This window comes from Achromobacter spanius, from assembly GCF_003994415.1.
In the GTDB taxonomy this organism is placed as follows: domain Bacteria; phylum Pseudomonadota; class Gammaproteobacteria; order Burkholderiales; family Burkholderiaceae_B; genus Achromobacter; species Achromobacter spanius_C.
Genome location: NZ_CP034689.1, coordinates 1691892 through 1714521, shown reverse-complemented (window position 1 = coordinate 1714521; position 22630 = coordinate 1691892). Strand labels below are relative to the sequence as shown.

Genomic DNA, 22630 nt, shown 5'->3' with positions numbered 1-22630 from the left:
GGAGTTTCGCGGCAGGGGTTCAAGCCTTCCGCAACAGCCTTGCGCCAGATCAAACCGGGTCGAGCCAGGCCAGCAACGCCATGCGTCCGGTTTCGGTGTCGCGGCGGTAAGAAAAAAAGCGCTGCGCTTGCGACACCGTGCACATCCCGCTCAAGGACACCTCTTTTACCCCGGCGCGGCGCAGGCGGAAATCCGCCAAACCGGCGAGGTCGGCCAACCATTTGCCGGGCAGGCCCGGCCGTGGCGTGAAGTAGCGCGCGGTGGCGGGATCGTCCGCCGTGAAGGCGTCCAGCACATCCTGCCCCACTTCGAAGGCCTGTGGGCCGATACCGGGGCCGACCCAGGCGCGCCAGCCTGTGGCCGCCGGCGCCTTGGCGCACATGGCCGCCAGCGTATGTTCCAACACGCCACCCGCCAAGCCCCGCCAGCCGGCGTGCGCCGCGCCCAGCACCTTGCCGTGCGCATCGGCGATAACGACGGGCAGGCAGTCAGCCACCATGATGGCCAGTACCCGGCCCGGTTGCGAGGTCACGCTGGCGTCCAGCGCGGGTTCATCGGGCAGGTCGGGGGAATCGGCGTCCACGACTTCGCTACCGTGCACCTGGCGCAGCCAGAGCGGATCGGCCGGCACGGCGGCGCGTACTCGGCGCCGGTTCTCGGCCACGGTGGCGGGGTCGTCGCCCGCGCGCAGCCCCAGGTTCAGGGTGTCGTGCGGCGCCACCCCCACGCCACCAGCGCGGGTGGTGCAGAAATACCTGACGCCGGGCCATGCCGGGCCAGTCACGACGGGCAGGTTGGCAATCACGCGGTCCATGCAATCGTCTCCTGAACCTGCGCCATGTCGGCGGGGATGTCGGCGGCAAACTGCACGTCACCGCCGCCGCCTGGGTCGTCGAAATGCAGGGCGCGGGCGTGCAGCATCTGGCGCGTTGCGCCGGCAATGTTCTTGCCGCCGTAGATGGTGTCGGCCAGCAGCGGGTGCCCCAGGCTGGCCATGTGAACGCGGATCTGGTGGGTGCGGCCAGTTTCCAGGCGGCACACCACTTCCGTGACACGGCCGCCCGGGTCGACCTGGCCGCGACGGGCTGGCGCGTAATTGGTAATGGCGGGTTTGGGCGCGACCGGGCGTTCAACGCTCATGCGGATGGGCACGCGGGCATCGCGGCCGATGGCGCGGTCGACCCTGCCGGCCGCCGCCACCCAGCCATGCGCCAGGGCCACGTATTCGCGGCCCATGCTGCGCGCCTGCAATTGGCGCACCAGATGCGTCTGGGCCTTTTCATTGCGGGCCACCACCATGAGTCCGGAGGTGTCCTTGTCCAGCCTGTGTACGATGCCCGCCCGCGCTACCGCCGCCAATTCCGGGTAGCGATACAGCAGCCCGTTGAGCAGCGTGCCGCTCCAGTTGCCGGCGCCGGGGTGCGTGACCAGCCCTGCGGGCTTATTGACCACGATCCAGTCTGGGCTTTCGTCCACGACGGTGAATTCAACGGGTTCGGGCGTGAAGGCGCGCGCATCGGGGGCGGGCTGGGCCCAGACCAGGAGCTCGTCGCCCGGGCCGACAGTTTGGCGGATCTTGCCGGGGGCGCCGTTGACGTGCACATTACCGGATTCGATCCACCCTTGCAGGCGGCTGCGGGAATGGTCGGGCAGCAGGCCCGCCAGCACCTTGTCCAGCCGGTCGGCGCGGGTACTGGAAGGTACCGTTACAAGTTGCGGTTCGCCGCGAGTTTCGGCGGGGTTTTCATCAGGAAGGCCCGGGAATTCGTCGTCGGAAACGAGATCTGTGCCGGCGGCTGTATCAGACATGGAGACAAATCATATAATCAGCCTGCCATGCTAACACCAAGGATACGATTCTCGTGATTCACCACCCCGCAGCTCCCTTGAACCCCGCATCCCGAAGCGGGCCGGTTTTGCGCGTGGTTATCGCGCTATTTGCCGTATTGGTCATCGCCGGTTGCGGCTCGACCAACACCAAATATGACAAAACCACCAACTGGAGCGCCGAACAGCTCTACGCCGACGCGAAGGCCGAAATGTCCTCCGGAGGCTGGAAGGAAGCACGCGAACGCCTGACCGCCATCGAAAGCCGCTACCCCTTCGGCGTGTACGCCCAGCAAGCCCTGCTTGAACTGGCCTACGTCAACTGGAAAGACGGCGAAAACGAACAGGCCCTGGCTGCCATCGACCGCTTCCAGCAGCTCTACCCCAACCACCCCGGCACCGACTACGCGCTCTACCTGAAAGGCCTGATCAACTTCACGCCGGCCAGCGCGTTCATGTCCAACATCACAGGCCAGGACCCCGCCGAGCGCGACCCCAAGGGGCTGCGCGCGTCCTACGACGCCTTCAATGAACTGATCAAGCGCTACCCGGAAAGCAAGTATTCGGTAGACGCCGAAAAGCGCGTCGCCTGGCTGGTGAACACCATCGCCATGAACGAGGTGTACGTAGCTCGTTACTACTACGAGCGCGGCGCCTACGTGGCCGCGGCCAATCGTGCGCAAACCGTCATCACCGACTTCGAAGGTGCGCCCGCTACCGAAGAAGCGCTCTATCTGATGGTGGAGTCCTATGACAAGCTGGGCATGACCGATCTGAAAAATGACGCGCAGCGCGTCTACGACAAGAACTTCCCCAACAGCGAATTCAAGACCAAGGGCCTGCAGGCCGATCGCAACTGGTGGAACCCGTTTGACTGATTGATCGCCGATCAACCGGCTTCACGGCATGGGAAACGAAAAGCCCCTTGGAAAAACATCCAAGGGGCTTTTTCTTGCGCGTGGAACACCGCCCTACGCTAGGCGTCCGCGCCGTCCTGCTTGCGCCGGTAGAAAGCCAGCACCTCTTCCAGTTCACGCGTGCGCGCAAACGGCGGCAGGCCGCGCCACAGGCGCTTGCCGTAAGGCTTTTCGACCAGGCGGGCGTCGCCCACCATGAGCACTCCCCAATCGGATTCCGTGCGGATCAAACGGCCCGCGCCCTGCTTGAGTGAAATAGCGGCTTCCGGCAACTGATATTCCGAAAATGGGTTACCGCCTTGGGCGCGGCAAGCGCGCAGACGCGCTTCGATGACCGGGTCGTCGGGCGGTGCGAACGGCAGCTTGTCGATGGCCACCAGCGTCAGCACATCACCCGGCAGATCGATGCCTTCCCAGAAACTGGCGCTGCCTACCAATACCGGATGCTTCAACTTGCAGAAGCGGTCCAGCAGATCACGGCGCGTGCCCTCGCCTTGTTTCAAAAGCGGCCAGTCGTGGCCGGCGTCGTCGAAGGCATCCGCCAGCAAGGTGGCCACTTTTTCCACCGCGCGCAGCGTCGTGCACAGCACCAGCGTGCCGCCGGGGCTGGCTTCCAGCAAGGGCATCAGCGTGTCGACGAAACGGTCCAGGAACTGCGGCGATTGCGGCTCGGGCATGCCGCGCGGCACGAACAGCAACGCCTGCTCGGGATAGTTGAAGGGCGATTCCCACTTGCCGGTGCGTGCGCGCTCCAGGCCCAGTTGGCTGGTGAAGTGCGTGAATTCACCGTTCACCGACAGCGTGGCCGAGGTCATGATCCAGGCCTGACCCGGCTTGCGGTATTTGGAAAATGCCTGCGCCACGGACAGCGGCGCGGAATGCAGGCGCACATGATGTTGGCCGTGTTCGACCCAGCGCACGGCGGGCCCCGTCCATTGTTCGGCGGCCGCGGCCACGCCTTCCAGTATGGCGGCAGGCATGGACGGACCATCGGCCAACGCGGAACCCAACGCTGGAACCGACGCTGCGTCGGGCGCGAGTCCAGGCCCGGCCTCTGGCGCCTGGTCATCGCGGCCCCAGCCTTCGTCCTCGAAGCCGGCTCCTGCCCGCCCGGGTGTTGCCCAGCGCTTGAGTCGCACCGAGATCTCGGCGCCGCTGCGCGCGGCCGCCATCAAGTCCGGGTGCTTTTCGGCCACCGCACCCAGCGCCTTCGTGGCGCCGTCCACGGCCTCGCGCAAGGCGGCCAGGGCCTCGTCGAATTCCTCGGGGTTGGGAATGGCTTCAAACGTGGCTTTGCGTCCGGGCATGCGGTCCAGCGGCGCACAGACCAGGCGCAATTCGCGCGCGGCAGTTTCAAGGTGCCGGCTGACGTCGCTCCATTTGGCGGCCTCGCGCGCATACGCCAGGCCGGCCACTTCCAGGGCCCGGCCGAAGTCCATGAGCTGATGCGTGGACACGCTGTTGCCCAGGAAGCGGGTGGCGGTGTCGGGCAGTTGATGCGCTTCGTCGAAGATGACGGTATCGGCTTCGGGAAGCAGGTCGGTCACGCCCTCTTCGCGCAGCACCAGGTCGGCCATGAAGAGCGCGTGGTTCACGACTACCACGTCGGCCTCTTGTGCCTGACGGCGCGCCTTGACCACAAAGCAATCGCGAATGCGCGGGCATTCCTGGCCCAGACAGTTTTCGCGCGTGGACGTCACGCGCTGCCAGATGTCGGCATCTTCAGGCACCTGGGCAAGATCGCTGCGGTCACCCGTTTTGGTAATGCCCGCAAAGACCTGGATCTGGCGCAGTTGCTGGATTTCGGTGCGCGACTTGAGCGCGCGTTCGTCGCCCTGCAAGCGTTCAAGGTGATAGTGGCAAACGTAGTTGCCGCGGCCCTTGAGCAAGGCGGCGGTCACGGGCGCGGCCAGCGCGGCGCGCACGCGCGGCAGATCGCGCGCGAACAACTGGTCTTGCAGCGTGCGGGTGCCGGTGGAAATCAGCACCTTGCCGCCCTGGATGAAGGCGGGCACCAGATAGGCCCAGGTCTTGCCGATACCGGTGCCCGCTTCGGCCACCAGCGTGGCGCGGTCCTGGATGGCGTCGCCGATGGCTTGCGACAGCTCCACCTGCGACGGGCGTGGCTTGTAGCCGGGCATGGCCGTGGCCAAGGGCCCGTCTTCATCAAAAAATTCGGAAATATCCAGGTCCAGCATTACGGCAGCCTAGTGTCGGTCGGAGTCTATGGTGAACCAGTACCGGTAACGGTTCGGGCGCCAGACACTGATGTGGGAAAGGACCAAATGATACCCTTTGCCCAGCCCGCTTTCCTTGCGGACCAGGGACGGATCCATCCCCCCTGGCACGTTCTGTAACAGCGGCTTATGGCACAATCCGCCCCTTGTTTTTCCTTTTTGTCGTCGTATAGAGATGTCTGAAACTTCCGCTATCACGAACGTCGCCGCCGGCGTCGACAACGCCCGCATCGTCGCGCAGCTTGCCACCGAACTCGGCGCGCGCGTCTCCCAGATCGCTGCCGCGGTGGAACTGCTGGATGACGGCGCCACCGTGCCTTTCATTTCGCGCTATCGCAAGGAAGCCACTGGCGGCCTGGACGATACCGTGCTGCGCAACCTGGAAGTGCGCCTGGGCTATTTGCGCGAGCTCGAAGAGCGCCGCGGTTCCATCCTTGAATCCATCTCGCAGCAGGGCAAGCTGACGCCCGAGCTGCAGCAGGAAATTGCCGCCGCCGACACCAAGCAGCGCCTGGAAGACTTGTACGCGCCGTACAAGCCCAAGCGCCGCACGCGCGCCCAGATCGCCCGCGAGGCCGGCCTTGAACCCTTGGCCGACGCCATCCTGGCCGACCCGGCCTGCGACCCCGCCGCGCTGGCCGCGCAGTACCTGAACCCCGAAGCGTCCATCAACGACGCCAAGGCGGCGCTGGACGGCGCGCGCGACATCCTGGCCGAGCGCTATGCGGAAAACGCGGACCTGCTGGCCGACATGCGCGAGCACCTGTGGTCCACCGGCCTGATCTATTCCAAGATGATCGACGGCAAGGAAACCGAAGGCGCCAACTTCCGCGACTGGTTCGACTTCAACGAGCCTTTGCGCACGCTGCCTTCGCATCGCATCCTGGCGCTGCTGCGCGGCCGTCAGCAAGGCGTGCTGGAACTGCGCCTTGGGCTGGAAGCCGAGCTTGAAGCGCAGGTGCCGCACCCCTGCGTGGCGCGCATCGCCAATTTCCTGAAATTGGGCAATGGCCTGTTTGCGTTGGACGCCACGCCGCGCGCGCGCTGGCTGGGTGAAGTCTGCCGCTGGACCTGGCGCGTAAAGCTGCTGACGGCATTCGAAAGCGAACTGATCGGCCGCCTGCGTGAAAGCGGCGAAGCCGAAGCCATCCGCGTGTTCGCCGCCAACCTGAAAGACCTGCTGCTGGCGGCGCCCGCCGGCCCCAAGGCCGTGTTGGGCCTGGACCCCGGCATCCGCACGGGCTGCAAGATCGCCGTCATCGACCAGACCGGCAAGGTCGTCGACACCACCACCGTCTACCCGTTTGAACCGCGCCGCGATCGCGACGGCACGATCAACACGCTGGCCGCGCTTGTCGCGCGCCACAAGGTCGACCTGATCGCCATCGGCAACGGCACCGCCTCGCGCGAAAGCGAAAAGCTGGTGGGCGACATGATGGAACGCTTCCCTGACCTGAAAGTCACCCGCGTGGTGGTCTCTGAAGCCGGTGCATCCGTCTATTCCGCCTCGGAAACCGCTGCCCTGGAATTTCCCGACCTGGACGTGACGCTGCGCGGCGCCGTGTCCATCGCCCGCCGCCTGCAGGATCCGCTGGCCGAACTCGTCAAGATCGACCCCAAGGCCATCGGTGTGGGCCAGTACCAGCACGACGTCAACCAGCGCGAGCTGGCGCGTTCGCTGGATGCCGTCGTCGAAGATTGCGTGAACGCCGTGGGCGTGGACGTGAACACCGCCTCGGCCGCGTTGCTGGCTCGGGTGTCGGGTTTGAATTCGCTATTGGCCAAGAACATCGTGTCCTGGCGCGACGAGAACGGCGCATTCCCCACGCGCGACGTACTGCGCAAGGTGCCGCGCTTTGGCGAAAAGGCCTTTGAACAAGCCGCCGGCTTTTTGCGCATTCCCAACGGCGACAACCCGCTGGACGCCTCATCGGTTCACCCCGAAGCCTATCCCGTCGTGGAACGCATCGTGGCGAAGATCAAGGCCGAGGTCAAACAGATCATCGGCCAGCGCGACGCCCTGAAAGGGGTGTCGCCGTCCGACTTCACGGACGAGCGCTTTGGCTTGCCCACGGTGCGCGACATCTTCGCCGAACTGGAAAAACCCGGCCGCGACCCGCGCCCCGAGTTCAAGACGGCCCAGTTCAAGGAAGGCGTTGAAACCTTGAACGATCTGTACCCCGGCATGGTGCTGGAAGGCGTGGTGACCAACGTGGCCAATTTCGGCGCGTTTGTCGACATTGGCGTGCATCAGGACGGCTTGGTCCACATTTCGGCGCTGGCCGAAAAATTCGTGAAAGACCCGCGCGACGTCGTGCGCGTGGGCCAGACGGTCAGCGTGAAGGTCCTGGAAGTGGATGCCGCGCGCAAGCGCGTCGCGCTGACCATGCGCCTGAACGACACCGCGGCGCCCGCACGCCGCAGCGGTGACGCCCCCAAGGGCGGTGACCGCCCACGCCGCGCTCAAGGCGACGGTGGTCGTGGCAACGCGGCGGGTGGCGCCAGCGGCATGAACAGCGCCATGGCGGACGCCTTCGCCAAGCTCAAGCGCTGAGTCTTAGCGCTGAGTCTTAGCGCCTGCTGTCCGCAAAGCCAGGGCCCCACGGCCCTGGCTTTTTCATTGGGTCCTGGCCTTTTAGTTGCCCGCCGCCGCCCCTAGGACTTTCCCGTAGATCGGCCCATTTTCTTGCGCGCGCTCAATCAACAATTCCAAAAATAAGGGAAAATATCGAATTGTGTCCGAATAATAAAAGCTGGTGGCGTTGGGGAACACAGCAGACACAAACATCCATGATCAGGCGAACCGCGGCGCGAACCGTCTATCAGGCAAGAAGCAAAAGAAAAAGCGCCCTATCCCGTAGAACGCCCCCCCGGAGAGCCATTCGTCATGCGCACTACCCTTACGCTTGCCGCCAATGAAGCGGCAACCATTACCGAAAAAGAAGCCGGCCATAGTGGCGCCTATGCCGAAGTCACGCTCGGCCAATACGCGCATCTGATCATTGACGGCGCCGAAGTTGCTTTCAAGCACATCACGCTGGAACGCCTGGGCAGCCGGGTGATTGAATTACGCAATGGCGCCCAGCTTCAAGTGGGCGCGCTGGGATTCGCCAGCATGGGCGCCAGCATCGTATACCGCATCGGCGTGGGCTGCGCGCTGACGTTCGACGCCAGCCAATGGGACCCCGAAGTGGTCGCCAACACAACTTTTGATTTCGCCAGCCAAGGCAGCGGCACGCTGAAATACTTCCCCTTCATCAATCCCGAATGGCTGGAATGCCCGAACGTGGTCGGCTATTCGGACGGCGACCTGCTTGAGATCGCCGGCCAGGGCAATGCGCAGCGTTTCCAGGTGCGCGACGGCCGCATCGTGGCAGGCGCGCGGCCAGCCTGAGCTTGCTTCAAAAGGATGGCGGCGCGGGCTGCAGCGGGGATGGCAACCCTATCCGCAGCCATCCGGCAGCCGCCTATTCTTGGGCTAACGACGCCAGCGCCGCACGCACGCGCACCAGGCGCGCATCGGCATCACCCTGCACGCCCTCGGGCGCTTCGGCAACCGTCACGCCGTCGATGACGGCCGAGTAGCCTTCACCCGCCACCTGCAGCACCTGCTCGGCCGATTCGGATTGCAGGCGGCGCATCAAGGCGCCCGCTTGCTTGGGATCGGCGAAACGCTGCGACAACAGCAGCTCTTCACCATCAGCCGCCAACAGGCGGAAACGGAAGCCGCCCGTTTCATCGCGGAAGCTGACGAAACGCGCGCCCTTGTCCTTGTCTTTCTTGCCTTGCGGCTTGCCGGACTTGGCGCCGGCATTGAGATTGCGCAAGCCCACCGCCACGCGCAATTCCTGCATCAGCGGCAGCGCCTGTTTGCGCGCCTTGTCGGCGCCAGCCTGCAGAATGTCTTCGATACGGCCCGGGTTGGCGATCAGTTCAACGTACTTTTCGCGCATGGGCGCCAGGCGCGTTTCCAGATGCTCGTAAAGCGCCTGCTTGGCATCGCCCCAAGCCATGCCATCTTCCAGTTGCTTGCGAAACGCCGCCGATTCCGCATGCGTGGCAAACGCGCGGAACAGCGTGTACAAGTGCGAACTTTCGGCGTCCTTGGCTTCGCCCGGCGCACGGGAATCGGTCACGATACGCATCACCGAGGCACGCAGCGCCTTGGCCCCGCCTTCGAACAGCGGAATGGTGTTGTTGTAGCTCTTGGACATCTTGCGGCCATCCAGGCCCGGCAAGGTGGCAACGTCTTCTTCGATGGCCACTTCCGGCAGCGTGAAATAGTCGCGGCCATATAGATGGTTGAAACGTTGGGCAATGTCGCGGGCCATTTCCAGATGCTGGATCTGGTCGCGGCCGACCGGCACACGGTTGGCGTTGAACATCAGGATGTCCGCCGCCATCAGCACGGGATATGAAAACAAGCCCATCGTGACGCCATCGTCCGGGTCCACGCCCTTGGCCAGGTTCTGGTCGACCGAGGCCTTATAGGCATGGGCGCGATTCATCATGCCCTTGGCGGTGACGCAGGTCAGCAACCAGCACAGCTCGGGAATTTCGGGGATGTCGGATTGCCGGTAGAACGTGACGCGCTCGGGGTCCAGGCCCACCGCCAGCCAGGTGGCGGCGATCTCAAGGCGGGAGCGAGCCACACGGGCCGGGTCGTCGCACTTGATCAGCGCGTGGTAGTCCGCCAAAAAGAAGAATGCGTCCACACCCGGCTGCGTGCTGGCCTCTACCGCGGGCCGGATGGCGCCAGCGTAGTTGCCAAGGTGGGGGGTGCCAGTGGTGGTAATGCCGGTAAGGACGCGGGTATTCATGGGGCGAAGAGGCGTATGCTAGGGGAAACAAGCAGTGTAACTTGCCCGCGAGGCCTGAAGATCGGCGCGCCTACCAGACCGCCAGCAGTGGCGCGGCCAGCGCGCAAAGCCCACCCGTGGTCAACGCCGCGCGCGGACGGAAGGTCAGGAACCAGATCAGCAGCAGACCGGCAATGCTGAGAATGCCGATCCATTCCACCGTGCCGTAGCTCCAGCCCCATACCGTGGCGGATGCATAGAGCGACAAAGCCAGGGCGATCCAGCCGAACACCCGCAATGGCACGCGATGGCGGCGCGGCATGGCGCGGTCGAACAGGTCTTCGTAGTGACGATCCATACCCAGGCACAAGGCGGAAAAGCCCGCGTAGGCCAGGCAAAAAGCGGCAAGCGTCATGGCGTATCACCTCGCGGTTCGTAGACGGCGGCGCTGGGCGCAGCCTGGGCAGACGACGGCACCGACGCCGACACCGGCCTGGTCGCAGCCGGCGACGGGGTGCGCGGCGCACCCACGGCCCGGGCCGACGCCTTGGCCGGCATGCGGCGGGCTCGAGCCGCCTTGCGCGACATCCAGGCAAACAACGCGGCGCTGGCCAGGCAGCTCAGGTCGAACCCGGCCATGACCCAATCGCCTTCAGGCAACGAGACCCCCAGGTGGCGCGAGGTGGTCAGGGCATTGACCACCGGCACCAAGGCCAGCGCGCCAGCGGCAATGGCCAGCAGGTCCTGCCACTTGCGATGCTGGAAAACAAAGGCATAGACGAGCGACACGGCCCAGGCCGCGAAGAACGCGCGCGACTCCCAAAATTGGCGCCCTGGCAAATCCACGGGCAGCAAGCGATTGGCCAGGAAAAACGCCGCCACGCCGAACACCACGCCCGCGATCGTGCCCGCGTTCAGGCCATCAACCAGGCGCAGCGAAAACGCTTCGCGGCTATCTTGCGGGCGCGCCTTCTGGCGCCGCTTGGCGATCCACAGCACCAGCCCCGTTCCCACCATGCCGGTGCCCGCCAGGCTGACCAGGAAGTAGAACCAGCGCAACAGCGGTTCAGCAAAAAGGCCCAGGTGCAGGCCAGTGATGGTGCCCGCCGTTCGGGCGGTCGCGCCCATCGTGTCCTGCCCTTCCAGCAACTTGCCCGTGACGCCGTCAAAGCGCTTCCAGGGGGCCATCAGCCCAAATGACACCCCGTCAGCGGCGGCGCGCGTGAGCGTCACGGTGGCGCCAGCATCGCCAGGGTTGTTGACGGTGATGCGGCCTACGCGTCCATGCCACTCCTGCTGCGCCTGCTCGACCAACGGCGCAATCGGTATCAATGGCGCGGGCTGATTCAGCGGCGGTGTCACCTTGAATGATTTGAAGACCTCGTCCGTGTACTGACGCGGGGTTTCATATACAGCCTTGATGCCCGCGGGCATCAGCATCACCATGAACAGCACGAGTCCGCTGAAGGTGATCATCAGGTGGAATGGCAGTCCCAGGACCGACAGCACGTTGTGACCGTCCATCCAGGCGCGTTGCCCCCCCTTTCCAGGGCGAAAGGTAAAGAAATCCGCGAATATCTTCTTGTGCGTGATGATGCCGCTGATGATCGCCACCAGCATGAACATACCCGCGATGCTGGCCAGCCAACGCCCCCACGGAAACGCGGTCTCCAGTTCGAAATGAAAGCGATAGAAGAACTCGCCGCCGCGCGTTTCGCGGCCCGTCACCGCCTGCCCGCTGGCAGGGTCCAGCTTCACGCGCACGAATCCGCGCTCGCCCGGCTTGGGCTTGGGCACTTGATACAGCAGCAGGATCAGCGGCTCGCGATTCGACGGCGGCGTGATGAACCAGCGCTTGGCGTCCGGCGCATGTTCGGCCAGATAGCGCTGCGCCACCTCCACCGACGGCACGGCGGGCGCCGGCTTTACCTGGATTTCGGGCTGCATCCAGTGCGTGATCTCGGGTCGGAAGAACGCCAGCGACCCAGTCAGGAACATCGCGAACAACACCCAGCCGAAAATCAATCCGGCCCAGGTATGCAACCAGGACATCGACTGGCGCAGGCCCTCTTCACCCTGCGCCTTGACCTTCTTTGCCTTCATGCCGCCCCCATCGTGCGGCCGGCCAGGAACAGCCCGCCCAGCAGCAATGCCGGCAACAAAATGCCGGCCCAGGCGCGCCAGGCGTTGCGCGTGGCAAACACCCAGATCACGCCGCAGGCGTAGACCACGAAGGACAACATCTGGGCCGTCGTGACGGCGTCGGCCCGCCCCATGGGGAGCCAGACCGCCAGGCAGGCCGCAGCCGCCGAGGCCAGGGCATAGCCGCCCAGAATGGCGGCAACCGCCCTGGAAAATACGGCCATGCGATAGCGCATCATGCCTGCGCCGGCTGCGGGTGCTTTCACTTGTTCACATTGAAGCTAAGGGTGGAAACGTAGCGGATCTTGGCGTAGGACTTGCCATCGGCCTCACCCGCCTTCTCTTCGACGTGCGCGGCTTCCAGCACGTACTGGCCCGGCCACGGCGTCGTGATTTCGATGCGACCGTTCTCATCGCTCCAGAAGCGCTTTTCCCATTTCGGAGGACCGAACACGGTGACTTCGGTCTTGGCCAAAGGCTTGCCCTGGAAATGCAGGACGAACGTATTGGCGCCGGGGGCGGTGGGCACCAGTTCCAGGTCCAGCTTGGCTTGCGTGTCGGTGCGGCCTGCCTTGGCGCCGTACTTCACCAGGGTTTCCTTGAACTGGATCGGCTGGGCCAGGCGGACGTCGCCCTTGCCGCTGGCAGCGAATTCGACAAAGTCAGCGCCCTTGCTCGACGCTTTCAGCACCGTGCCATCGGCCGCGGTCACGACCGGCGCCACCATGACTTTTCCCAGCAGGCCATCCTGCTTTTCGCGCACATCGTCAGCCCATTCGCCGAAGTACACCTTGGCCGGTCCTTCGGCCCCCCGTTCCAGCCAAACAAAGTGTGCCTGCGCGGCGCCCGCGCTGCCCAACAGGGCGATGGCGGCTAACGTCTTTGCGAATTTCATTATGGATTTTCCTTTAGTCCGATATTCCGGAAACAGGCAAGCCCCGCGGCTGATGCCTATTTGGAATCGCCTGAATTATAACTATTCTCACTACGGCCTTCATCAAAAAAATGGGACGCAATGCCAATCGCTGGTTAACCCGCATTCTTTTAATTCGTAATTTAAATATATTAAAAACATATCTGGAGCCACCCACCGTGCTTTCTCACTGGAGTCATCCATGACGCACCCTCGCTGGACAGGCATTTTTCCCGCCGTCACCACCAAGTTTCATGCCGACGAACGCATCGACGCCGAAGGCACCGCCCGCCACATCGACTTTCAAATTCGCAACGGCATCCACGGCGTTGTCACCTGCGGGTCGCTTGGCGAGGCCAGCACCTTGACGCTGGAAGAAAAGTTGGCGGTCACCCGGATCGCGCTGGAAGCATCCGGCGGGCGTGTGCCGGTTCTGGCCAACGTATCGGAAACCAGCACGCGCGAAGCCCTGCGGTATATCGACGACGCCAACAAGCTGGGCGTTGCCGGCTTCATGGTCATGCCCTCGCTGATCTACGTCGCCGATCCCCGCGAAGCCATGCTGAACGTACGCACCATGGCCGACGCCGCCCAGCAGCCCATCATGGTCTACAACAACCCGCTGGCCTACCGCGTGGACCTGACGCCCGCGCACATGGCCGAACTGGCCGATTGCAAATGGCTCGCCGCCGTCAAGGACAGCTCGGGCGACACCCGCCGCGTGACCGACCTGCGCAACGCCGTGGGCGACCGCTATCAAATTTTCCTGGGCGTGGACGACCTGGCCTATGAGGGCCTGGCGTTGGGCTGCGACGGCTTGCTTGCCGGCGTGGGGTGCGCATTCCCGCGTGAAACGGTCGCCCTTTACGATCTCATGAAGGCGGGCAAGCACGCCGAAGCGCTCGCCCTTTACCAATGGATGACGCCGCTTCTGCATCTGGACGTGTCCACGAAACTTGTCCAGAACCTGAAGCTGATCGACGCGCTGGTGGGCGTTGGCACGGAGCATGTGCGCCGTCCTCGCCTGCCCGTCATCGGCGAGGAACGCGCCCTGATCGAACGCGTCGTGGCCCATGCGCTGGCCACCCGTCCCGCGCAATACCAATCCGTGCCTTGATAGGTTCGCGCCGCCCTGCGATAACTCTGAGTAATTACTCGCAATTTCCTTGAGTTATCGCCGGGCGACCATATGCCGCCTATTGCCGCATGGCGCCGCAGATTCCATCGCAACTAGCGTGACATTACGGTCTCTACGGCACGACGCAAGGCCTTTAATTGCCTAGACTAGGCCGGCATCTCACTCATACCCCACCACGCTCGTGCTGTTCCCACATAAGGCGCGTCAATGAATCAGATCCGTGTCATCGACTCCCATACGGCAGGCGAGCCCACCCGGCTAGTCATATCGGGCTTTCCCGACCTGGGCGCGGGCAGCATGGCCGAACGGCAACATCGCCTTGCCACCGAACATGATGCCTGGCGCGCCGCCACCGTGCTGGAACCGCGCGGCAGCGATGTCATGGTAGGCGCACTGCTTTGCGCACCACAGGATCCGGCCAACGCCGCCGGCGTCATCTTCTTCAACAACGCCGGCTACCTGGGGATGTGCGGCCACGGCACCATCGGCCTGGTCGCCACGCTGGCCTACCTGGCCCGCATCGGTCCCGGCGAACACGGCATTGAAACACCGGTCGGCACCATCCGCGCCCTCTTGCACGACGACGGGTCGATCAGCGTGCGCAATGTGCCCGCCTATCGCCTGCATCGCGCCGTGCGCGTTGACGTGCCCGGCTACGGCGAAGTAATCGGTGACGTCGCCTGGGGCGGAAATTGGTTCTTTCTTGTCGACCAGGAAGGCGGCCAAGGCATGGTCCAAACCTTGCAGCGCATTGCGCCTGACAACATCGACGCGCTGACCCATTACGCCTGGGCCATCCGCCACGCCTTGCAATCGGCGGGCATCACTGGCGCCGACGGCGCCGTCATCGATCACATCGAACTGTTCACGTCCGACCCCGAGGCCAACAGCCGCAACTTTGTCCTATGCCCAGGCAAAGCCTACGACCGCTCACCCTGCGGCACGGGCACAAGCGCCAAGCTGGCCTGCCTGGCCGCCGACGGCAAGCTCGCACCCGGGCAGGTCTGGCGCCAGGCCAGCGTCATCGGCAGCACGTTCGAGGCCAGCTATGAAATAGCGGGCAAGCAGGTCGTGCCCACCATCCGAGGACGCGCGCACATCTGCGCTGAATCCACGCTGCTGATTTCGCCCGACGACCCTTTCGGCTGGGGCATCCGCCCGGCGCATTCGCCTGAAGCCGGCTGATGGCGCCGTCCAATGCTCCCCTGCACACGGATGTCCTGGTGATTGGCGCCGGCATCATCGGCGCCGCCTGTGCCCATCGTTTGGCACAGGACGGCCTGACGGTGCGTGTGGTCGACGGCCGCTTGGGCGGCGCCACGCAATCTGGCATGGGGCATCTGGTTGCCATGGACAGCAGCCCTGCCGAACTGGCGCTCAGCGCCGCGTCCCTGGATACATGGCGGCATTGGGGCGCCCGCATGAACGACGCGGACCCAGCCTGCGCCTATACCGGATGCGGCACGATGTGGTTTGCCGCCAACGACCGCGACATGGCTGAAGCCGAACACAAGCAAGCTCGCCTGCGCGACCACGGCATCGACGCCACCCTGCTTGGCGCGCAACAGCTGGCCAACGCCGAACCGGCCTTGCGCACCGGCCTGGCGGGCGCACTGCACGTACCTGGCGACGGCCTGGTGTATGCGCCCAGCGCCGCCCGCTGGCTGCTGGCGCATGCGCCGCCGGGCCTGTCGTTCGAAGCGGCCGAAGTCTGCAACATCGACACGCAAGGCGCGGTACTTGCCGATGGAACGCGACGCGACGCCCGGGCCATCGTGCTGGCGGCAGGCTGGGCCGCCACCCGGCTTTGCGACGACCTGCCCCTGCAACCCAAAAAAGGCCATCTGGCCATCACCGACCGCTACCCCACGGGCATGCGCCATCAACTTGTCGAACTCGGCTACATGGCCAGCACCCAACAGCGCCAAGGCGCCGCCGTGGCGTTCAACGTGCAGCCCCGCCCCACCGGACAACTGCTGATCGGCTCTTCCCGCCAGTCCGGGCAATCAACGTCCGCCGTGGACCCGATGGTGCTGTCACGCATGCTCAAGCGCGCCATGGAGTTTCTGCCAGGCCTGTCCGGCATGAACATCCTGCGCACCTGGACGGGCATCCGCGCCGCCACGCCCGACGGGCTGCCGCTGATAGGCCGGCACCCCACACGCCCAACGCTTTGGCTGGCCGTGGGTCATGAAGGCCTGGGTGTCACCACCGCACCGGCCACCGCCACGCTGCTGGCCGCGCTGATACAAGGCACAGCGCCACCGCTGGCCGCAGCCCCGTTTGCACCGACCCGTTCATTCAACAAGGTGGCGCCATGACTTTTCCCCGCGCGTCCGCGCGCTTGCGCATCCGGCTTGATGGCCAACAGGTCAGTGTTGCGGCTGACAGCAGCGTCGCCGCCGCGTTGGCGGCGCGCCCGCCCGGTAACTCGCGCGTGTCGATTTCCGGTGAAAGGCGCGCCGCGTTTTGCGGCATGGGCGCCTGCCATGAATGCCGAGTCCTGATAGACGGCCATCTGCGGCTGGCCTGCCAGACGCGCTGCCGCGAAGGTATGCGCGTCGACACCATCCTGGAACATGGGCACGACGCCAGCAGCGCCACCGCCCAAGACAGCCAAGGCAGCCACGACAGCCATTGCGACCTTCTCATCATTGGCGCCGGCCCCGCGGGCATGGCCGCCGCGCTGGCTGCCGCGCCCAGTGGCCGCGCCATTGTGCTGCTTGATGACAACCCTGCTCCGGGTGGCCAGATCTGGCGTGATGGACCTGGCGTGGCCCTGCCTGCCGCCGCCCGCCGCTTGCGCGAGCAGGTCGCGCGTCATCTCAATATCACGCTGCTTTGCGGCACCCGGGTCGTGGGGCTGGCCGGAATGGCTGGCTTGTCCGGGCAGCCGGCACTCATGCTTGAGGACGCAAGCCGGGGATGGGTTCAGCACTACGACGCACTGATCCTGTGTACCGGCGCCCGCGAACTCCTGCTGCCTTTTCCCGGGTGGACGCTACCCGGCGTTACCGGCGCGGGCGGGCTGCAGGCCCTGGCCAAGTCGGGCGTGCCACTGCGCGGACAGCGCATCGTCATTGCCGGGACCGGCCCCCTGCTGCTGGCGGCCGCGCATTCCGCACGCAAGGCGGGCGCGCGCGTTGTCCGCATTGCCGAACAAACCGATTGGCGCACGTTGGCGCGCTTCGCCTATCGCCTGGCACGCTGGCCGGGCAAGGCAATGCAGGCCGCCGCACTTTTCAGCCCCCATTTCCGCAGCGCCAGCCACGTGCTCGAAGCCACGGGCGACGGGCGGGTGCAGCAGGTGCGTTTAAGCCGCGCTGATGGCGAAGAGAAAATCGCCTGCCATCGGCTGGCTTGTGGTTTTGGCTTGGTGCCCAACATCAAACTTGGCCAGATGCTTGGGTGCGAGCTGGACGCGCACCAGGGTCTGCGCGTGAACGACATGCAGCAGACCACGGTGCCGGGCGTATTCGCGGCGGGCGAATGCACGGGCATTGGCGGCAACGAGCGGGCACGGTTGCAAGGCGCCATGGCGGGCCATGCGGCGGTCGGTGGCCTGGCACAGGCCGCGCGCCTGACCACCGACCTGGCCCACTGGCAGGAATTCGCCAATACCTTGCGCAGCCATTTCGCGCTGCACCCGTCGTTGCTGTCCTTGGCGCGGCCCGACACCTTGGTCTGCCGTTGCGAAGACGTGCCGCATTCCGCGCTGGTCTCCCGCCAAAGCTGGATGGACGCAAAGTTGCACACGCGCTGCGGCATGGGCGCCTGCCAGGGCCGCATCTGCGGCGCGGCCACGCAAGCGCTCTATGGCTGGCAGCCCGCGCCGCCTCGGCACCTGCTTGCGCCCGTCCGCATCGACACGCTCGCCGGCCTGACTTCATCGCCCCCTATCCCGAACAAGGAATTCTCATGACTCCCTTCCTGGACGCGCAGCTCGCCTTCGCGCAGCAACTTGCCGATGAGGCCCGCGGCATGTACGCGCCATATCTGCGCGATGCGTCCAACGCCGTCTCGTCGCCGGCACGGCCCGACCTGCCGCACACCGATATCAAGCCGGACAGCAGCCTGGTCACCGCATTGGACCGCGCCATCGAAGCGCACCTGCGCTTGCGCATCGAAGACGCGTATCCCCAACACGGTATCTACGGCGAAGAAGGCGGCACGGTCAGGCTGGATGCCGAGCATGTCTGGGTGCTCGACCCCATAGACGGCACGGCCCCTTTCATTGCCGGCGTGCCGGTTTTCGGAACCTTGATTGCGCTCTTGCATCGCGGCATGCCCGTGCTGGGCGTGATGGATTTCCCCGCCACCGGCGACCGCTGGATCGGCGCCGCCGGACGCCCCACGCTGCACCAAGGCAAGACTTGCCGCACCCGCGCCTGCGGCCTGCTGAGCGACGCCATGCTCAGCACCAGCAACCCCGACTTCTACGCGTCCGACGAACTGCCCGCGTTTCAGGCGCTGCGCGAACGCACCCGCTGGCGCATCTATGGCGGCTGCTGCCTGGCGTATGGCTTGCTTGCCGCTGGCCGCACCGACATCGCCATCGATGCCCGGCTGGCGCTCTATGACTACGCGCCGTTCATCCCCGTCATCCAGGGCGCGGGCGGCGTCATCACCGACTGGAACGGTCGCGCGCTTGGCCTGGACAACCCGGCTTCACGCATCCTCGCTGCCGGCGACCCTGACCGGCATCGCGAAGCGCTCACGCTTGTACGCCACGCAATGGCTTGAATCCGTCACCGCCGCAACGGCCGGCGCCTTCCCGATACCGACGCATTTTCCTCTTGCACCAGGAGCTCCCGGGCATGGACATCCGCATTGAAAACCTCTGCATTTCATACGGCAAGCAACGTGTCATCGACGGATTGAGCCTGGACATCCCCCCGGGTGGCTTTTTCACCTTGCTGGGGCCCAGCGGCTGCGGCAAGACCACCCTGCTGCGCGCCATTGCCGGCTTCACCCCCATCACGTCGGGCAGCCTGCGATTTGGCGGACGCGACGTCACGCGAGTGCCCGCGCACCAACGCAATATCGGCATGGTGTTCCAGGATTACGCGCTGTTTCCCAACCGAAGCGTGTTCGACAATACCGCCTACGGCTTACGCGCGCGGAAAGTGGCGTCCGCGCACATCAAGCAAAAGGTGACGTCCGCACTTGAACGCGTTGGCCTGGCGCAATACGCGGCGCGCCTGCCCGCCGAACTGTCTGGCGGGCAACGCCAGCGCGTGGCGCTGGCGCGCGCCCTGGTCATCCAGCCACAAGTGCTGTTGATGGATGAGCCGCTGTCGAATCTGGATGCCAAGCTGCGCATCCAGGTTCGGCAGACCATTGCCGAGCTGCAACGCGAAGCCGGCATCACCACCGTCTTCGTCACCCATGACCAGGAAGAAGCGCTGGCCCTGTCCGACCAGATCGCCGTGCTGGAGCGCGGCCGCGTGGCGCAGTTGGGCACGCCGCGCGCCATCTACAGTCAGCCGGCCAGCGGGTACGTGGCGGACTTCATCGGTGCGGCCAACTTGCTGCCGGTGCAATGCCAGGCGCGTGAGCCCGGCCCCGTGCGCTTGCTGGTGGACGGACACGACATTGCCGCGCATGCCCCCGCACCGCTGGCGGGCGCAGCGGTACTGGTGGCGCGTCCCGAAGACATCATGCTGACCACCACGCCAGGCACCGGTGTGCCGGCGCGCATCCTGGCATTGCAGTACCTGGGCATCAAGACCAGTTACCGTGTTGAACTGCCCGGCGGCGGCCATCTGAACGTAGACGTGCATGGCGAACCCGCTGCGGCGCTGGCCCGTGGCGCACAGGTCGGCTTGGTATTTGATACGCAAAAAACGCTGGTGCTGGCGTCATGAAGCGCGTGCTCCCCATGCTGAGGTCGCCCTGGACATGGTTATCGCTGGCGGTGCTGGCCGTGCTGCTGGTCTTCCTGGTCTGGCCCGTGCTGAACATCCTGTCCGCCAGCGTGCTGGCACGCAACGAGGCAGGCCAGTCCGGCTGGCACATTCTGCTGTCCGACCCGCGCTATCTGCGCGCCATCGGCAACACCTTGCTGCTGGGCGTCGGCGTAACGCTGCTGGCGGCTGGCATCGGCGTGCCGCTGGCCTACCTGAGCGCGCGCCACCACTACCCCGGCAAGGGGCTGGTGTCTGTGCTGCCCCTGATCACCTTGATCATTCCCGAGGTCATCGGCGCGCAGACCTGGCTGATGATCCTGGGCAACAACGGGGTGCTCACCCGTGCGCTGCGCGACGGCCTGGGCCTGGACCTGCCCTCGTTCTACGGCTGGCCGGGGCTGCTGACCGTCATGACGTTCACGTACTACGCCTACATCTACATCGGCACGCTGGCGGCCATCCGAGGCTTTGACTCGCAACTGGAAGAGGCGGCCCAAAGCCTGGGCACGTCGCCGCCCCTGTCGCGCTTGAAGGTCATGGCGCCCGTGGTGATGCCCGCCATCCTGGCCAGCGCATTGCTCGTGTTCACCATGGTGGTGGGCAACTTCGCCACGTCGATGATTCTTGGCCATCGCGTGGAACTGCTGTCCGTGCTGACGTACCAGGCGTCGGTTTCGGAAACGGGCAGCGATCCGGTCATGCAAAGCACGCTTGCCACCACTTCGATTTCGCTGGTGATGCTGGCGCTTTTTCTGCAACGCTGGATTGTGTCGCGCGGACGCTATCAAATCACGCAAGGACGCGGCGCCCCCGAAACACCGATACGCGGCGCAGGCGCATGGACGCTGGCAGGCGCGGCCCTGGCCGTGATGGCGCTGTCGATGCTGCCGCTGGCCACGCTTGCCGTGGGCGCCTTCACGCGCGCGCACGGCCCGGTGATGCGCTGGGGCGAGTGGACGGTCGCGCATCTGGAACGGGTGCTGGTCAACGCCCCGGCCCCGATGCTGAATTCCGTCTTGTACGCGGGCGCCGCCACGCTGGTCGCCATTGCCTTCAGCACCCTGGCAAGCTATCTGATCGTCAAGAAGCGCAACCTGTTGACGCCTTGGCTGGACTACCTCAGCTCCATTCCCCTGGCCTTGTCTGGCACGGTCATCGGCATCGGCCTGCTGATGACGTTCGGCCACGGCGCATTCGACCTGTCCGGCACGGCGTCGCTGATCGTGCTGGCCTACATCGTGCGACGGCTTCCGTTCGGCGTGCGCAATGCTTCGTCCACACTATTCAACCTGCCGGATTCCATTGAAGAGGCATCCATCAGCCTGGGTGTGCCACCGCTCGCCTCTTTCGTGAAGGTGGTGCTGCCGCTGATGCTGCCCGCCATCGCCGCCGCCGCCGTGCTCACCTGGACAACCACTGTGTCCGAGCTCAGCGCGTCGGTCATTGTGTATTCGCCCGGCCACGAAACGCTGCCAATCCAGATTTTCCGCCTGATCGACAGCGGCCTGATGGCGCAGGCATCGGCCTACGGCCTGGTGCTGATCAGCGTGATCCTGGCGCCCGTGCTGCTGGCTACCCGCGTCTTCAAGATCCGGCTCTTTGCCTGAGACCGGCTCATTCAACCGCAACGCTCAAGGAACCACCATGATCCAACTCCCCCCCTTGAACCGCCGACAAGTGCTGAAGCTGCTGGCCGCCACTGGCGGTATCGGCGGCATGGGCGCCCTGCCTACCCGCGCGCTGGCGCAGCGCACCGAACAGGTCGTGCTGTACACCACGCTGAATGCCCAGTCCGTGGAAACGGCCAGCGACATCGCACGCGAGCTTTTGCCCCACATCAAGCCCAGCACGGTGGCGGGCGGCAGCAGCCAGTTGCTAAAGCGCATCGAAGCCGAAGCCGGGCAGCCAAAAGGGGATCTGTTCTGGACGTCCAGCGCCAACGTCATGCACGGCTACCGAACCTTGTTTGAACCTTACCGTTCCGCGCAAACCGCCGCCATCCCCCACGCGCTGCACGGCCCCGACGACCTCTGGATGGCCGCCAACCTGCATATCGTGGTCGGCATGATCAACACGCGGCATCTGCCCGGCGCCGCGCCCACCACCTGGGCCGACCTGACTGACCGTCGCTTCAAAGGCAAGATCATCATCGGCGATCCCGGCAACAGTTCGACGGCGTTCACGGCCTTGTGGGGAATCGAGCGCGTGCTGGGCACCGAGGGCCTGAGGGCCTTGGCGCGCAACACCAGCGTGTCCGGCGCCGCTTCGCACGTGGTGCGCAGCGTGGGCCAGGGCGAGTATGCGGTGGGCATCACGTTCGAATCCACCGCCTACCCCTACGTGGCTGGTGGCCAAAAGGAAATCGGCATCATGTACCCCGCCGACGGCACCTTCACCGTGGCCGACAACATGGCCATGGTAAAGAACGCGCCTAACCCGGAAGCCGCCAAGCGCATGTACGACCTGCTGTTGTCGCGCGAGATGCAGTTGGCCCTGCTGCAAAACGCCTTCCGCCGCCCCAGCCGCACCGATATCGACGTCAGCAAACATCTGGACATGCCGCCACTTGCCGACATCAAGATCGTGCCGGTGGACGAAGCCGAAGCCGCCGCTGGCCGCGAGGCATTTCTTGCACGGTGGCGCGCCTACCTGGCGGAGGCACGCAGCGCCTGACATTTGGCGCCAGCCCGCGAAACAGTGCGGCCCTGTCCTCAAGGGCCGCACTGCGCCATTGCTACAACGGCATGA

The 22630-nt window shown here is 65.2% G+C and carries 19 protein-coding genes; 11 read left to right on the top strand and 8 right to left on the bottom strand.

The features are described 5' to 3' along the window. Positions 1–49: 49 nt before the first annotated feature. Entirely contained in the window at positions 50–814 is a 765-nt protein-coding gene (gene pgeF / locus ELS24_RS07720; protein WP_050447829.1) for a peptidoglycan editing factor PgeF, read from the bottom strand. Beyond that, entirely contained in the window at positions 802–1809 is a 1008-nt protein-coding gene (locus ELS24_RS07715) for an RluA family pseudouridine synthase (RefSeq protein ID WP_127183787.1), read from the bottom strand. The genes pgeF and ELS24_RS07715 overlap by 13 nt, the downstream gene beginning before the upstream one ends. A 107-nt stretch (positions 1810–1916) precedes the next feature. Here ELS24_RS07715 and ELS24_RS07710 point away from each other — a divergent pair, with 107 nt between their 5' ends. After that, a complete protein-coding gene (locus tag ELS24_RS07710) occupies positions 1917–2705 on the top strand; it encodes an outer membrane protein assembly factor BamD (protein ID WP_050447825.1) in 789 nt (262 codons plus the stop codon). A gap of 98 nt (positions 2706–2803) precedes the next feature. On the opposite strand, the gene ELS24_RS07705 is transcribed toward ELS24_RS07710, so the two are convergent. Further along, positions 2804–4942, bottom strand: coding sequence for an ATP-dependent DNA helicase (locus ELS24_RS07705; RefSeq protein ID WP_127183786.1), 2139 nt, complete (start codon positions 4940–4942; stop codon positions 2804–2806). 214 nt (positions 4943–5156) lie between these two features. Between ELS24_RS07705 and tex the strand changes: the two genes are divergently transcribed. Both tex and ELS24_RS07695 read left to right on the top strand, forming a co-directional pair. After that, the gene (gene tex, locus ELS24_RS07700) at positions 5157–7535 is read left to right on the top strand and encodes an RNA-binding transcriptional accessory protein Tex (RefSeq protein ID WP_050447821.1); all 2379 of its coding nucleotides are present in this window, start codon (positions 5157–5159) and stop codon (positions 7533–7535) included. Positions 7536–7868: 333 nt separating this feature from the next. Continuing rightward, positions 7869–8375: a hypothetical protein gene (locus tag ELS24_RS07695; RefSeq protein WP_050447820.1), complete on the top strand. Its 507-nt coding sequence runs from the start codon at positions 7869–7871 to the stop codon at positions 8373–8375. A gap of 73 nt (positions 8376–8448) precedes the next feature. Here ELS24_RS07695 and ELS24_RS07690 read toward each other — a convergent pair whose 3' ends face one another. The 5 genes from ELS24_RS07690 to ELS24_RS07670 form a co-directional block, all read right to left on the bottom strand. Continuing rightward, a complete protein-coding gene (locus ELS24_RS07690) occupies positions 8449–9801 on the bottom strand; it encodes a tryptophan--tRNA ligase (protein WP_050447818.1) in 1353 nt (450 codons plus the stop codon). 70 nt (positions 9802–9871) lie between these two features. Further along, on the bottom strand, positions 9872–10195 hold the full coding sequence (locus tag ELS24_RS07685) for a DUF3325 domain-containing protein (protein WP_050447816.1): 324 nt from the start codon (positions 10193–10195) through the stop codon (positions 9872–9874). Beyond that, positions 10192–11883: a PepSY-associated TM helix domain-containing protein gene (locus tag ELS24_RS07680; RefSeq protein WP_127183785.1), complete on the bottom strand. Its 1692-nt coding sequence runs from the start codon at positions 11881–11883 to the stop codon at positions 10192–10194. Before ELS24_RS07680 ends, ELS24_RS07685 begins: the two co-directional genes overlap by 4 nt. Further along, the gene (locus tag ELS24_RS07675; RefSeq protein WP_050450292.1) at positions 11880–12161 is read right to left on the bottom strand and encodes a DUF3649 domain-containing protein; all 282 of its coding nucleotides are present in this window, start codon (positions 12159–12161) and stop codon (positions 11880–11882) included. Before ELS24_RS07675 ends, ELS24_RS07680 begins: the two co-directional genes overlap by 4 nt. A 23-nt stretch (positions 12162–12184) precedes the next feature. Next, positions 12185–12817 carry a DUF4198 domain-containing protein gene (locus ELS24_RS07670; RefSeq protein ID WP_127183784.1) on the bottom strand — a complete coding sequence of 211 codons (633 nt, stop codon included), beginning with the start codon at positions 12815–12817 and terminating at the stop codon, positions 12185–12187. 220 nt (positions 12818–13037) lie between these two features. Here ELS24_RS07670 and ELS24_RS07665 point away from each other — a divergent pair, with 220 nt between their 5' ends. The 8 genes from ELS24_RS07665 to ELS24_RS07630 all read left to right on the top strand — a co-directional run bounded on the left by ELS24_RS07665 (position 13038) and on the right by ELS24_RS07630 (position 22555). Continuing rightward, positions 13038–13952 carry a dihydrodipicolinate synthase family protein gene (locus ELS24_RS07665; RefSeq protein ID WP_127183783.1) on the top strand — a complete coding sequence of 305 codons (915 nt, stop codon included), beginning with the start codon at positions 13038–13040 and terminating at the stop codon, positions 13950–13952. Between the two features lie 228 nt (positions 13953–14180). After that, on the top strand, positions 14181–15158 hold the full coding sequence (locus tag ELS24_RS07660; protein WP_127183782.1) for a 4-hydroxyproline epimerase: 978 nt from the start codon (positions 14181–14183) through the stop codon (positions 15156–15158). Further along, on the top strand, positions 15158–16294 hold the full coding sequence (locus ELS24_RS07655) for an NAD(P)/FAD-dependent oxidoreductase (RefSeq protein WP_275066562.1): 1137 nt from the start codon (positions 15158–15160) through the stop codon (positions 16292–16294). Before ELS24_RS07660 ends, ELS24_RS07655 begins: the two co-directional genes overlap by 1 nt. After that, positions 16291–17895 carry an FAD-dependent oxidoreductase gene (locus tag ELS24_RS07650; protein WP_127183781.1) on the top strand — a complete coding sequence of 535 codons (1605 nt, stop codon included), beginning with the start codon at positions 16291–16293 and terminating at the stop codon, positions 17893–17895. The genes ELS24_RS07655 and ELS24_RS07650 overlap by 4 nt, the downstream gene beginning before the upstream one ends. Then, positions 17892–18716 (top strand): inositol monophosphatase family protein, encoded by an 825-nt coding sequence (locus ELS24_RS07645; protein ID WP_127183780.1) that lies wholly within the window; start codon positions 17892–17894, stop codon positions 18714–18716. The genes ELS24_RS07650 and ELS24_RS07645 overlap by 4 nt, the downstream gene beginning before the upstream one ends. A 74-nt stretch (positions 18717–18790) precedes the next feature. Next, a complete protein-coding gene (locus ELS24_RS07640) occupies positions 18791–19840 on the top strand; it encodes an ABC transporter ATP-binding protein (protein WP_050450286.1) in 1050 nt (349 codons plus the stop codon). Beyond that, on the top strand, positions 19837–21489 hold the full coding sequence (locus tag ELS24_RS07635) for an ABC transporter permease (RefSeq protein WP_127183779.1): 1653 nt from the start codon (positions 19837–19839) through the stop codon (positions 21487–21489). The genes ELS24_RS07640 and ELS24_RS07635 overlap by 4 nt, the downstream gene beginning before the upstream one ends. A gap of 37 nt (positions 21490–21526) precedes the next feature. Beyond that, positions 21527–22555, top strand: coding sequence for an extracellular solute-binding protein (locus ELS24_RS07630; protein WP_050450284.1), 1029 nt, complete (start codon positions 21527–21529; stop codon positions 22553–22555). Positions 22556–22630: the final 75 nt, after the last annotated feature.